At 61.1% G+C, this 13,090-nt stretch carries 14 protein-coding genes and 1 tRNA gene; 12 read left to right on the forward strand and 3 right to left on the reverse strand.

Going from position 1 to position 13,090, the window contains the following annotated elements:
- Positions 1–26: 26 nt before the first annotated feature.
- The 7 genes from hisD to M2267_RS02775 all read left to right on the forward strand — a co-directional run bounded on the left by hisD (position 27) and on the right by M2267_RS02775 (position 4,173).
- Positions 27–1,331, forward strand: a complete 1,305-nt coding sequence (gene hisD / locus M2267_RS02745; RefSeq protein WP_043613119.1) for a histidinol dehydrogenase — start codon at positions 27–29, stop codon at positions 1,329–1,331.
- Positions 1,328–1,804 (forward strand): UPF0262 family protein, encoded by a 477-nt coding sequence (locus M2267_RS02750; protein ID WP_043613116.1) that lies wholly within the window; start codon positions 1,328–1,330, stop codon positions 1,802–1,804. Before hisD ends, M2267_RS02750 begins: the two co-directional genes overlap by 4 nt.
- A 14-nt stretch (positions 1,805–1,818) precedes the next feature.
- Positions 1,819–2,286, forward strand: a complete 468-nt coding sequence (locus tag M2267_RS02755; protein WP_429112313.1) for a low molecular weight phosphatase family protein — start codon at positions 1,819–1,821, stop codon at positions 2,284–2,286.
- A 270-nt stretch (positions 2,287–2,556) separates the two neighbouring features.
- The gene (infA, locus tag M2267_RS02760; protein WP_004435948.1) at positions 2,557–2,775 is read left to right on the forward strand and encodes a translation initiation factor IF-1; all 219 of its coding nucleotides are present in this window, start codon (positions 2,557–2,559) and stop codon (positions 2,773–2,775) included.
- Positions 2,776–2,918: 143 nt separating this feature from the next.
- Complete coding sequence (locus M2267_RS02765) at positions 2,919–3,539, forward strand: Maf-like protein (protein WP_034797002.1); 621 nt, start codon at positions 2,919–2,921, stop codon at positions 3,537–3,539.
- Positions 3,540–3,543: 4 nt separating this feature from the next.
- On the forward strand, positions 3,544–3,756 hold the full coding sequence (gene yacG, locus M2267_RS02770; RefSeq protein WP_043613109.1) for a DNA gyrase inhibitor YacG: 213 nt from the start codon (positions 3,544–3,546) through the stop codon (positions 3,754–3,756).
- A gap of 341 nt (positions 3,757–4,097) precedes the next feature.
- A tRNA-Phe gene (locus M2267_RS02775) sits at positions 4,098–4,173 on the forward strand.
- A gap of 143 nt (positions 4,174–4,316) precedes the next feature.
- On the opposite strand, the gene M2267_RS02780 is transcribed toward M2267_RS02775, so the two are convergent.
- The 3 genes from M2267_RS02780 to M2267_RS02790 form a co-directional block, all read right to left on the reverse strand.
- A complete protein-coding gene (locus M2267_RS02780) occupies positions 4,317–5,642 on the reverse strand; it encodes an HsdM family class I SAM-dependent methyltransferase (protein ID WP_429112324.1) in 1,326 nt (441 codons plus the stop codon).
- Between the two features lie 5 nt (positions 5,643–5,647).
- Positions 5,648–6,271, reverse strand: coding sequence for a restriction endonuclease subunit S (locus tag M2267_RS02785; protein WP_429112326.1), 624 nt, complete (start codon positions 6,269–6,271; stop codon positions 5,648–5,650).
- A gap of 316 nt (positions 6,272–6,587) precedes the next feature.
- Positions 6,588–7,496: a LysR substrate-binding domain-containing protein gene (locus M2267_RS02790; protein ID WP_429112329.1), complete on the reverse strand. Its 909-nt coding sequence runs from the start codon at positions 7,494–7,496 to the stop codon at positions 6,588–6,590.
- 98 nt (positions 7,497–7,594) lie between these two features.
- On the opposite strand from M2267_RS02790, the gene M2267_RS02795 reads away from it, so the two are divergent.
- The 5 genes from M2267_RS02795 (at position 7,595) to M2267_RS02815 (ending at position 12,974) form a co-directional block, all read left to right on the forward strand.
- The gene (locus M2267_RS02795; RefSeq protein ID WP_429112331.1) at positions 7,595–8,665 is read left to right on the forward strand and encodes a 4-oxalomesaconate tautomerase; all 1,071 of its coding nucleotides are present in this window, start codon (positions 7,595–7,597) and stop codon (positions 8,663–8,665) included.
- 54 nt (positions 8,666–8,719) lie between these two features.
- Positions 8,720–9,700, forward strand: a complete 981-nt coding sequence (locus M2267_RS02800) for a Bug family tripartite tricarboxylate transporter substrate binding protein (protein ID WP_245281596.1) — start codon at positions 8,720–8,722, stop codon at positions 9,698–9,700.
- A gap of 1 nt (position 9,701) precedes the next feature.
- Entirely contained in the window at positions 9,702–10,223 is a 522-nt protein-coding gene (locus tag M2267_RS02805) for a tripartite tricarboxylate transporter TctB family protein (RefSeq protein WP_429112334.1), read from the forward strand.
- A 1-nt stretch (position 10,224) separates the two neighbouring features.
- Positions 10,225–11,730: a tripartite tricarboxylate transporter permease gene (locus M2267_RS02810; RefSeq protein WP_043613103.1), complete on the forward strand. Its 1,506-nt coding sequence runs from the start codon at positions 10,225–10,227 to the stop codon at positions 11,728–11,730.
- A gap of 197 nt (positions 11,731–11,927) precedes the next feature.
- The gene (locus tag M2267_RS02815; RefSeq protein WP_429112341.1) at positions 11,928–12,974 is read left to right on the forward strand and encodes an acyltransferase family protein; all 1,047 of its coding nucleotides are present in this window, start codon (positions 11,928–11,930) and stop codon (positions 12,972–12,974) included.
- Positions 12,975–13,090: the final 116 nt, after the last annotated feature.

Genomic DNA, 13,090 nt, shown 5'->3' on the forward strand with positions numbered 1-13,090 from the left:
TGACACTGGCATACGAGGACGTCCCTTTGGCAATCAGGCTCAATTTTCTCGACGGTGACTTCGAACAAAAGTTCGCGTCATTCCTGACGACCAAGCGTGAGGTGTCCGAGGACGTCAATGCGGTGGTCAAGGCGATCATCGACGACGTACGGCTGCACGGCGATGCGGCGCTTGCCGAATACTCCAAGCGTTTCGATGGCGTCGATTTCCAGACGACGCCGATGGCGGTCAGCGCCGCCGAGATCGATGCGGCGATCCAGGCGGTCGAGCCGGAGGTTCTCGGCGCGCTCAAGGTCGCCGCCACCCGCATCGAAGCGCACCACGCGCGCCAGCGTCCGAAGGACGATATCTACGAAGACGCCATGGGCGTCGGCCTTGGCTCGCGCTGGACGGCGGTGGATGCCGTCGGCCTCTACGTGCCGGGGGGTACGGCGAGCTATCCGAGTTCGGTGCTGATGAATGCGCTGCCCGCGAAAGTGGCGGGCGTTCCCCGCATCGTCATGGTGGTGCCGGCAATGGGCGGTGCGATCAATCCGGCAGTATTGGCCGCGGCACGGCTCGCCGGCGTCGAGGAAATCTATCGCATCGGCGGCGCGCAGGCCGTAGCCGCCCTTGCCTATGGCACCGAGACGATTGCGCCGGTCGCCAAGATCGTCGGCCCGGGCAATGCCTATGTGGCCGCGGCCAAGCGCCAGGTTTTCGGCACGGTCGGTATCGACATGATCGCCGGCCCCTCCGAAGTGCTGGTCATTGCCGACAAGCACAACGACCCGGACTGGATCGCCGCTGATTTGCTCGCCCAGGCCGAGCACGATGTCGGCGCCCAGTCGATCCTGATCACCGACGATGCGGAATTCGGCCAGGCGGTCGAGAACGCGGTCGAGCGGCAATTGAAGACGCTGCCGCGCGCCGAAACGGCGTCGGCAAGCTGGCGCGATTTCGGCGCCGTCATCCTCGTGCCCGATCTTGCAGAGGCCGTACCGCTGGCAAACCGGATCGCTGCCGAACATTTGGAGCTGGCACTTGCCGACCCGGAGCCGATGGTCGCCAAGATCCGCAATGCCGGCGCGATTTTCGTTGGCCGCCATACGCCCGAGGTCATCGGCGACTATGTCGGCGGCTCCAACCACGTGCTGCCGACCGCCCGCTCGGCGCGCTTCTCCTCCGGCCTCGGCGTGCTCGATTATATGAAGCGCACATCGATCCTGCGGCTTGACGCCGAACAGTTGCGGATCCTCGGGCCGGCGGCGATCGTGCTTGCCAAATCCGAGGGCCTTGAGGCCCATGCGCGCTCCGTCGCCATTCGCCTCAATCTCGGTGATGCTGGATGAAGGCGGACCGCAACCAGCGTCTCTGCGATGTCGTTCTGGACGAGACCATCGGCCGCTCGACCCCGGACGTGGAGCATGAGCGCGCGGTTGCGATCTTCGACCTGCTCGAAGAAAACCTGTTCGAGCCCGCCGGCCATCCCGGCGGCCCCTACAAGCTCAATCTCTCTCTTGTCGATGCGAAGCTGGTTTTCGCGATCTCGACCGAGAAAGGCGACGGTGTCGCCACCCACATCCTGTCGTTGACCCCGTTCCGCCGGATCGTGAAGGACTACTTCATGATCTGCGAGAGCTATTACGAAGCGATCCGCTCGGCGACGCCGAGCCAGATCGAGGCGATCGACATGGGGCGTCGTGGCATCCACAACGAAGGTTCGCAGACGCTGATGGATCGCCTCTCCGGCAAGATCCGGCTGGATTTTGACACCGCCCGCCGCCTGTTCACGCTCGTCTGCGTGCTCTACTGGCGCGGGTGAGGGCGGCGACCGGCATGGCGGGAACCGAGGCTCAGCGCTTGAAAATGCCCCGCTCGGTCCTCTTCATGTGCGGCATGAACGCCATCCGCTCGCCGATGGCCGAGGCGCTTGCCAAGGCGGCGCTGCCGGCCGGAACCTATGTCGCCTCAGCGGGTGTGCGGCATGGGGAGCGCGATCCCTTCGTCGACGTGGTCATGGCCGAAGTGGGCCTGAGCCTCGGTCGCCATCAGCCGCATACGCTGGACGAACTGGAGGACGATTACTTCGACCTCATCGTCACGCTGGCGCCGGAAGCCCATCACAAGGCGCTTGAATTGACGCGGTCCATGGCCGTCGACGTGGTCTACTGGCCGACGCCGGATCCGACGGTGGCCGCCGGCACGCGCGAGCAGATCGTCGATGCCTATCGCGCTGTGCGCGATCACCTGTCGACGCTGATCAATCATCGGTTGGTCGGTTCGAAGAATTCGGAAGACGTCTGAGGCTTTGCCGAAAATCCGCGGGCGGTTTCCAGCCCAAGACGTTTCCATGCCCGCTTAAATCCCGATCGATTTAAGACTAGAGACATGGAGCGGTACGAAGTGCTATAGCGGCTTCGCGCTTCTGATCCGACGCGCGGCACAGTAGCCCGTCACAAAAGCGCAAAAGCCGGTCTTAGATGGTTCACAAATCCTCGTCGATTGTGTAGTTTCCGGCGAATTTTTCGGGATACCTGACGGTTCCCTAAACAAAGATAGAAAGAACAGTCCTACATGGCGAAAGAAGAAGTCCTTGAATTTCCGGGCGTGGTCACCGAATTGCTTCCGAATGCGACCTTCCGCGTGAAGCTCGAAAACGAGCATGAGATCATCGCGCACACGGCTGGCCGCATGCGCAAGAACCGCATCCGCGTGCTTGCCGGCGACAAGGTTCTCGTTGAAATGACCCCGTACGACCTTACCAAGGGCCGTATCACCTACCGCTTCAAGTAAGCCGCTCTGGCTCTTAGCAATTCCTGGAGCATTTCCGCTTCTTCTTCGAATCGCGAAAACGCTCTAACCTTTGGTTGGATTGCAATTCCGTAAACCGCCTATCGCATTTTGCTGGAATTGCTCTGGAGTGACGGCTCGTTCCGATGACAGTGGCCAAGAAACTGATACTTGCGTCCGGTTCGCCGCGTCGCGTCGAGCTTCTGGCGCAGGCCGGCATCGAGCCCGCGCGCCTGATGCCGATGGATCTCGATGAGACGCCGAAGCGTGCCGAACATCCGCGTTCGCTCGCACGGCGCCTGTCGGCCGAAAAGGCACGGGCGGCGCTTGCTGCGGTCAAGGGCGAGGCCGGCTGGGACGGAAGCTACATCCTGGCGGCCGATACGGTCGTCTGTGTTGGCCGCCGCATCCTGCCGAAGCCGGAACTTGTCAGCGAGGCCTCGAGCGCGCTGCATCTTCTTTCCGGCCGCAGCCATCGCGTCTATACCGGCGTCTGCCTGATCACTCCGGACAAGACCGTGCGCCAGAAGGTCGTCGACACCAAGGTGCGCTTCAAGCGCCTGTCCGGCTTCGATATCGAGAGTTACCTCGCGTCGGGCCAATGGCGTGGCAAGGCGGGCGGCTACGGCATACAGGGCATCGCCGGCAGCTTCGTCGTCAAGCTCGTCGGCTCCTACAGCAACGTCGTCGGCCTGCCGCTCTACGAAACCGTCAGCCTGCTTGTCGGCGAAGGCTACGACGTGCACAATCGTTGGCTGGAAGGCTGAACGAGTGACCGACGAAACGAAGAAAAGCGGTTCGAACGTCGCGCCCCTGCGCGCGCCGCGCCCGTGCCCGGAATGTGGCCGGCCGTCGCACCGCGAGCACTACCCCTTCTGCTCCGACCGCTGCCGCAATGTCGACCTCAACCGCTGGCTCTCCGGCTCCTACGCTATTCCGGTCGCCGACGACGAGGCGAAGGCCGACGACGGCGACGACCGCTAAGGCGTGCCGCTACGGCCGGACCCGCCGGTCCGGCTTTCCTTCGCCACATCCTCTTTAGCGCGAACGACACCTCGAAGATCCTCGCGCGCCACCGCGTGCGTGCGATCACCTTTTTCGGCTTGCAACGATCGCTTTCCACGAAAAGTGGACGGGGGAGAGGATGCGATCTCTCTGAAACTCCTGGCTTTTTCGACCATTCGATTGTCCACAGGATTTCGGTCAAAAAACTTTCATTTGGCGCTGGACACCGCCGAACAAGATGCTATAACCCCGCTCGTTCCCGGGGCACACACAAGCGCCCCGATGGTTCCGAAAGGAGCCAATGCCCGAAACGGCAGGATGCCCGGATAGCTCAGTTGGTAGAGCAGCGGATTGAAAATCCGCGTGTCGGTGGTTCAAATCCGCCTCCGGGCACCATTTCTATGGGTTGCCAGCCATTGCATTAGACCAGGCCAAACGCCCCTGCGTATGACGCCGTAGCGTTCATCGAATTCGACGCACTGCCAAAAGTTAACGGAACTTTTCGCCTTCAACGATCGCGAGGCGCGGATGGCATTTCGTCAGCCGCGTTTTAGCTGAAGTACTATTTGCTCGTACTCCGCACGAAGTGACGTGTACTGGCTTTCCAACTCGCCAATTTTGGATCGCCGGTCGAGGGCGCCGACCTTTTCAATAGCGACGTGTTCAAAATAAATGGCGGGCGCGAGTGAGGAATTTGCAGTGAGCAATTCAGAGGTAGAAACAACCCTACTGAACTCGCGTTCCGACCGACGCGCTTTGTAGACGTCTATAATGTGATCGACTGTTGTTTCATTCAAAACCGCTTTCGCGCCTTTGCGATATCCCGATTCGCGTGCGTCAATGAAAAGTGTGCTCGGATGAGCGTTGGGCCCACTTGGCTTAGCCAATACCAAAATTGAGGTCTCAATGGCTGTTATCGGGGCAAAAAGCCGAGGTGGCAATCCGATAACAGCGCTTACAGCTTCTCGTTCGATCAGCGCTTCTCTGATTCGCCGATCAGCCCCCCCTCTAGTGAGAAAGCCGTTGGGGACGATGAGCGCTGCTGTTCCTTTCGAGGAAAGGCTCTCGTATGCCATTGCGACATAAGCGGATTCGCTGGCCACTCGGGCGGACTCTCGTCCTGAAAGAGGCTTTCCGGATAAGAGTTCTGATTGGCGGATCAGCGGAGGCAGATCCGCCACCTGCATCTGAACACCGAACGGTGGGTTCGTAAGTATGATGTCGAAGCCTTGCTTCTCTACATTGAGCGGATGATTTCTGGGACGGAGGACTTGTTCTAGTTCAATTGTTGCGTTTCCGGCGCCTTGGGCCGCTAATCTGATGGTTGCCCAGGAATATGAGTATCCGTTGCCCTCTTTTCCGATCAAGCTGGAGTGCTCAGCGCCGAACCGTTTCAAGGCAGCGGATAACAGGGTACCAGTACCGCAAGCCGGGTCTAGTACGCGGACGTCTCGCCCTTCAAATAGTGAGGTTATCAGATGGGCCACCGATGGTGGCGTCTCTTGGAAGGTCGATAGCGTTAGATTTTCGAATTGGTTTGGGAACCAATTCTTGAACTCGGCGTCGAGGCTAATTCCTTCCGCAAGGGAGAGCCATTTTGCGACAATTGCTGGGCTGAGGGCTTGTATGTGAGATAGCAGGTATCGGCTAAAAGGGCGTTCATTCCAGCCCATGCTGAATTCGACGTCTCTGGCAAGCCTTAAGATGTCATCGGAAGTCGATAGCTCGCATTTGCCGGAATCGATACCAAGTCGCTGGTCAAAGAAAAGCAGACCCAAAAGTGCGAGAGGAGTATTTGGATCCCGGTGCCCTGAGACGCGGCCTAGATCTTGCATCTCTTTGAAAAGTCTATCCAAGGTCGACATCCTCTTCATTCCTGCGCATTTGCGATATGCATATGGTCAGCCAAGATAGACAGCGCTTCGTCGCGCCGAAGTTCGGCGAGCGTGACAGCTATCTGGAAAAGCTCATCCGCTGCACGAACTAGGCGAACCAACGCTTGCTGTTTGTCTAGGGGCGGAACGGCGAGCGACAGGCTTTCGAGATCGCTGATTGTTAGCGCCGGCTGGGCTGTGTTTGATACTCTGCTGAGTAGAAGTGCCTGTGTTTCGGCTTGGCGTAGAAATGCACATAGCAGTTCCGGCTTCACAAGTGGTGATTTCCCTGTTCGAACAATTATGAAGTTAGCGCTTGCGACGGATCCCACGTGCGTTGGTCCGACTACTGCACACTTCAAGAGTGTTCCTCGCGCGCTTACGAGTACATCGCCGTGCCTCAGCTCTTGCCGCCCTAACTTATTTTTTGGAATCCTAAAATTACCTAATTTGTCCCGGTCTGCGAGGACGCCATTATTTAGGTCCTTGACGTGGATCACCGGAGTTTGCGTTGTGCCCGTCTCGTCGGTCGCGAATTTACTCAAGTTAAGACCCATAAACATGGACTCAGTGAGTTCACGGAATTGGCGAACTGTTCCAGTTTCATCGAATGGTGTCATCACGGCTCGCTATGGAGTATTTTTCCTACTTCTATTGAAATTACAGCAGCGGGCGGTTATCTTCAAGCCATAAAGCATGCCCTCTACCTTTGCGGAGGGCGCGGGTGCGTATGGAGGCAGGCTTGAAGGCAATTGACATCAACCGCATCGCGCTTGTCCTAGGCGCTGTCGCGATTGTTGCTATCGCGGCGTCGGCTAACTATCGCGTCGAGATTAGCGCAACTCGACTCACGTTTGAAAAGAACACAGTCACCTCTGAGCCGCATTTGGCGCCGTAGCTTGAAGGTTCAAGGCTCCGAATACGCAGCGCCAGGCTCTACGGTCGCCGCAAAAACGTCCACTCCTGCACCAGCATCTCGCGAAACCTGATCGCCGCCGGCGATAGCCTGCCGCCGCGGCGCTCCACCAGGCCGATCGTGCGGCTGACGGTGGGGGCGGTGAGCGGCACGGTGGCGATGACCGGGTGTTCGACCTGGGGTGTTGCCAGCCGCGGCATCACCGAGATGCCGAGACCCGCCTCGACGAGGCCGAGCGAGGTCGAGAGGTGGTTGACCTCATAGAACCAGTTGAGCTGCACCTGCGCCGTTGTCAGCGCCCGGTCGAGCACGGCGCGGTTGCCACTGGTCTTGCTCACCCCGATCAGCGGGTGGCCGGTCAGATCCGCCCAGGTCAGTTGTTTCGACGTCGCAAGCGGATGGTCGCGGCGGCAGGCGAGCACGAACGGGTCGTCGACGAGCGGCGTGAAGCTGAGATCGGGGCGCGCAGCGCCTGTTATGTTGATGCCGAATTCCACCTCGCCGTTGGCGACGGCATCGAGCCCTTCATTGGCCGAGAGATCGAGGATGCGGAAGCGGATGCCCGGGAATTTCTCGTTGAAGGATTGTACAACCCTGGGAAGAAAATAGAAGGCCGCGGTCGGGACCGAGGCGATTGTGACCTGGGCGCGGTGTCGCCCGCCGAGATCGCTGATCGAGAGGATCGATTCCTCGAATTCGTCCACCAGTCGCCGCACCAGCGGCAGAAGCTCGCGCCCGACCTGCGTCGGCGCCACGTGCCGGGTCGTGCGTTCGATCAGCTGCGCGCCGACGGAGGCTTCAAAACCCTTGATCCGCCGTGAAAGCGCAGGTTGTGAAAGATTGAGCTGGCGGGCAGCTTCGTTGAACGAGCCGAGGTCGAGGACGGCGAGAAAAGCCTTGAGGTCGAGGAATTCGAAATTATTGCGCATATCGGAATAATTACGTCATTCTTTGCATTTCACAACAGATTTGATCCGTGAGATCCCTCCGATCAGCCGGTTGCGGCCGGTGCGGAGGAACATGCGGAATGGATGACTTGATCAGGATACCCTGCGTGATGATGCGCGGCGGAACGTCGAAGGGACCGTTTTTTCTGTCTCGCGATCTTCCGGCTGATCCGGTCGAGCGTGACCGCCTGCTGCTTGAAATCATGGGGTCGGGCCACCCGCTGCAGATCGATGGCATCGGTGGCGGCAACTCGCTGACGAGCAAGGTCGCGATCGTCGGCCCGTCGAGCCGTCCGGAAGCCGATGTCGATTATCTCTTTGCCCAGGTAAAGGTGCTGGAGCGCAGCGTCGATACGGCGCCGAACTGCGGCAACATGCTCTCGGCCGTCGGTCCCTTCGCCATCGAGGCCGGCCTGGTGTTGCCGACCGGCGACGAAACGGTCATCAAGGTGCACAACGTCAACACCGGCAAGATCATCGACGCCCGCATCCAGACGCCCGGCGGCGCGATCGCCTATCAGGGCGAGGCCGCCATCGACGGCGTCCCGGGCAAGGCCGCCCCTGTCTATCTGGCCTTTCGCGACGCGATCGGTGCCAAGACCGGCCGGCTCTTGCCGAGCGGCAAGGCGACCGATGTCATTGTCGGCCTCGAAGTGACGCTGCTGGATGGCGCGACGCCGGTGGTGATCATCACCGCCGAGGATATGGGCTACAGCGGCTCGGAGCCGGCTGCGGTTTTCGACGCTGATGCGGATTTCATGGTCCGGCTCGAGCAAATCCGGCGGGAGGCCGGAAGGCTGATGGGGATGGGGGACGTCAGCCAGTCGGTTCTGCCGAAGCCGGTGCTGATCGGCGCGCCCGCAAACGGCGGCGATCTGGCCGTGCGGTACTTCACGCCCGCCAATTGCCACACGGCGCTTGCAACGACCGGCGCGGTGAGCCTCGGCCTGGCGGCAACGATCCCGACGAGCCTGGTGGGGCAGCGGTTTCCGGAACTCTCGCTGCCGGCGACGATCGCCTTCGAGCACCCGACCGGCGAGCTCCGGGTGAGGGTCGAGAAGGCCATGGGAGACAATAGCCCGACGGTGTCTGTCATGCGCACCACACGTCGGCTGTTTGAAGGTGCGGCTCTTGTTCGCAAAGACGCTTAGGGTCTTGCCGAGCAACGTGTCGCGAATGCATTAACGAACTGGGAGGAGAACAAAATGCCCATGAAATTTACCCGTCGCGTCGCCCTTGCCCTGTGCGGGGTTGCCATGACCATGTCGGTCGCCGCCCCTGTGATGGCGCAGGATGCCTATCCGTCCAAGCCGATCACGCTGGTGGTTTCCTATGCCGCCGGCGGCGGCACGGATGCCATCGCCCGTGTCTTTGCCGCCCGGCTTGAAAAGGCGCTCGGCGGTCGCGTCATCGTCGAAAACCGCCCGGGTGCTGCCGCCAACCTCGGCACTGAAGTTGCTGCTGCGGCTGATCCCGACGGCTACACCCTGCTGATCGGCAATCAGGGCCCGATGGTCGTCAACCCGCATATCTTCAAGCTGAAGGCCGATCCGGGCACCGACCTCGATCCGATCGCGATGATCGCCGATGCGTCCCTCGTCGTCGTCGTCGGACCGTCGCTCAAGGTCAACACGCTCGGCGAGCTCGTCGAGGCGGCCAAGTCCGGAGAGCTGGTCTATGGTTCGGCCGGCAATGCCTCGGCCAGCCATCTCGGCGCCCTGCTGCTCGGCCAGACCGCCGGCATCAAGGTCAGGCACGTTCCCTACAAGGGTGCTGGCCCGGCGGTGAACGACCTCGTCGGCGGCCATATCGACTTCATGGTCACCACCATTCCCTCGGCGATCGGGCTGATCGAGAGCGGCACGCTGAAGGCGCTTGCCGTCACCGGCGACAAGCGCTTTGCGAGCCTGCCGGATGTGCCGACCGCCATCGAAGCCGGCGTCCCGGGTTACACTGCATCGGCCTGGTACGGCCTCGTCGGGCCGAAGGGCATGCCGGCGGACGTGAAGTCGAAGCTCGAAGCGGCGACGACCGAGACGCTCAGCGATGCCGACGTGCTCGACAAGCTGAAGAACGACGGTGCTGTGCCGTCCTCCATGGGCCCCCAGGCCTTTGCCGAGTTCATGGCCAAGGAGCGCGCGCGCTGGGGCGACGTGGTGAAAGCCGCCGACATCAAGGTCGAGTAAGATGCAGGCCACGTCCACGAACACTGAAACCGAGCCCTCTGCGGGAGGGCTCGGCCGGGAGAGGCTTGCCGGCATCGTGCTGGTCGGCCTCGGCGGGCTTGGCCTCTGGGCCGGCTCGGATTTGCCCTTCATGACCTCGGAAGGCGTTGGCTCGGGGTTGATGCCGCGGGTGCTGTCCATCGTCATCCTGGGGCTCGGGCTCCTGCAACTGGTGCTGAGCCGAAAAGATCCGGGGCCATCGACCGGCCGCTGGGCGATCCGCGAGACGATCCCCGTCATCCTCGGCGTCGTTCTCTTTGCCGTTACGGTGCGTGGCTATCATCTCGGTCCGGTTACCATTCCCGGTCTCGGCCTTTCGATCGCCTGTCCGCTGGCGGTCGTCGCTTCCGGCCTTGCCGCGCGCGATGCGCGCCTTGGCGAACTTCTCGTCTTTGCCGCCGTGCTAACAGCCTTCTGCATCGGCCTCTTTCGCTATGCGCTCGGGCTTTCGGTTCCCGTCGCGCCCTGGCTTCTAGGATACTGAGATGCTGGACGTCTTTATCAATCTCGGCCTCGGCATGACCGTGGCGTTCACCCTGCAGAACATCGCGCTCTGCTTCATCGGCTGTCTCATCGGCACGCTGGTGGGCGTGTTGCCGGGCGTCGGCCCGGTCGCCACCATCGCGATCCTTCTGCCGGTCACCCTCTCGCTCGATCCGACCGGCTCGCTGATCATGCTCGCCGGCATCTATTACGGCGCCCAGTATGGCGGCTCGACCACGGCCATCCTCGTCAACATTCCCGGTGAAGCGACAGCGGTCGTCACCGCCATCGACGGCCACAAGATGGCGCAGAAAGGCCAGGCGGGGCTTGCGCTTGGCTTGGCGGCGATCGGTTCGTTCTTTGCCGGCACGGTTGCCACCATCGTGATTGCCGCCCTCGGCGTTCCGATGACGCGCATGGGCCTTCTCTTCGGTCCGACCGAGTATTTCTCGCTGATGATCATGGGTCTCGTCTTCGCCGTCGTGCTGGCGCATGGCTCGCTTCTGAAGGCGGTGTCGATGATCCTCGTCGGCGTGCTGCTCTCCTGCGTCGGCGCCGACATGGAGACGGGCCGCGAGCGCATGACCTTCGGCCTTGAAATGCTCCAGGACGGCATCGAATTCGTCGTGCTGGCCATGGGCATCTTCGGCTTTGGCGAGATCTTCAAGAACCTTGCCGATCCGGAATCCCGCGATGTCGTGCGCAGCCGCATCGGCCGCCTGTGGCCGACGCTGAAGGAACTGAAGGAAAACTTCCCGCCGATCCTGCGCGGTACCTTCCTGGGCTCTGTCCTTGGCGTCCTGCCGGGCAACGGCGCGATCCTTGGCCCCTTTGCCAGCTACGCCGTGGAAAAGCGCATGTCGAAGCGGCCGCAGGACTTCGGCCATGGCGCACCGGCGGCTGTCGCCGGCCCGGAAAGCGCCAACAATGCCGGCGCGCAGACCTCCTTCATCCCGCTTCTCACCCTCGGACTGCCGCCAAACGCGGTGATGGCGCTGATGGTCGGCGCGATGATGATCCAGGGCATCGTGCCCGGGCCCCAGGTGATCGAGCGCAATCCGGAACTGTTCTGGGGGCTCATCGCCTCGATGTGGATCGGCAACCTCATGCTGGTCATCATCAACCTGCCGCTGATCGGGCTCTGGGTGAAGCTGCTGCGCGTTCCCTATCGCCTGCTGTTTCCGGCGATCGTCTGCTTCTGCTGCATCGGCCTCTATTCGATCGCCAACGATGCCGCCCAGGTGATGATGGCCGCCCTGTTCGGGATCATCGGTTACGCCCTCTACAAGCTCGAATTCGAGCCTGCGCCGTTGGCGCTCGGCTTCGTGCTCGGCCGTTTGCTCGAGGAGAAGCTGCGCCAGTCACTGATCATCTCCGGCGGCAGCCCGCTGACGTTCCTGCAATCGCCACTGTCGGCCATTCTGCTTGCGATCGCCGTGATGGCGCTCGTGGTCGCCATCTCGCCGTCGATGCGGCGAAACCGCGACGAGGTCTTCAAGGAAGCCTAGGCTTGGTTTGAAACCTTGGTAAAGGCCATGGGCGTGCCGCGCCCGTGGCTTTCTTGTTTTCGGGTCGGCGGAAGAGGTATCGCCTCTGGTCGATCAAGAACATCGCTCCTCTTCACAAGTGCGCGGAAGCGGCGTAATCTCCAAGGATATTCTTAAGTAGAAATAATTTAAGTATTATATCCTGCGGGGACAAAGGAATGGCTGCGACGGGAGCGCGCGGCGACAGGCGGGAGCAAATTGACGGGCTTCGCGTGATCGCCATGACGGGGGTATTGTACGTTCATTACTGGAACGAGCATCCCACACTTGAATCGGTTCGAGTTTCACTCTTCTTCATCATCAGCGGCTTTTTGATTGGGGTGATCCTGCTGTCGGCAAAAGACACCCAGGCGACGATCAACGTCACCAACTTCTACATTCGCCGATCGCTCCGCCTGCTTCCGGCCCTGTTCCTGATGCTGTTCGTGGCGGCGTTGTTCAACATGGATGGCATACGCAACAGCCTGGTGTGGCACACGTTTCAAATGTCGAGCCTGTATTTCGCCATTACCCAGGACTGGGAGCCCTGGGTTGCCGCGCATCTCTGGAGCCTCAACATCGTCGAGCAGTTCTACCTGACCGCTCCGCTGATCATCATCTTCCTGAGCCGGCGGCATATATTCGTGGCCTATGTCCTCATCTTCACGATGTCGGTGATCGCGCGGACCTATAGCGACGAGCTCGGCCTTCTCGCCTGGTCAAACATCGTTCTTGCCTTCGACCCCGTGGCGGCAGGGGCCATCCTGGCGTTGGTCAAGGACAATGCCGACGTGCGGGCGGTGCTGACGAGCAAGCTCAACAACCTCGTATCGGTCGCCATCATCGCGTCGCCGCTCTTCGTCGGTATCAAGTTCGGCCACTCGGAAACCTACAAGTTGCTTTGCATCTACGCGCTGTCGTCGATCGTTCTGAGTTCCTACATCGGATACAAGGGCGTGTCGGCCTATCTGCTTGCAAACCCCGTCACGCGCTTCCTCAGCCGGGTCAGCTACGCCACCTATGTGTACCATATGGCGCTCTGGTGGCTGGTCGCGGAGCAGTGGCCAGCGCTCTACAAGGCAGGGCCGATGACATTCCTCGTCATGAGCACCATCACCGTGATCGTCGCGACGATTTCCTGGCATCTGGTGGAAAAGCACTTCGACGCCCTGAAAGCCCTGTTCCCGGTAACCCAGCCGGTGCCGCTGGCGGCCGAGCGTGCCTGACCCCGGCTATGGGCCGGGCCGGGGCAGGGCCGCAATTTTTGCCAACGACCGGAAGCGCCGACGCAATATTTGCACGTCGAGGCGGGTTTCTTAAGTCCGCGTTAACCACGTATTTG

It is taken from the genome of Ensifer sp. KUDG1 (assembly GCF_050434285.1).
GTDB lineage: Bacteria > Pseudomonadota > Alphaproteobacteria > Rhizobiales > Rhizobiaceae > Ensifer.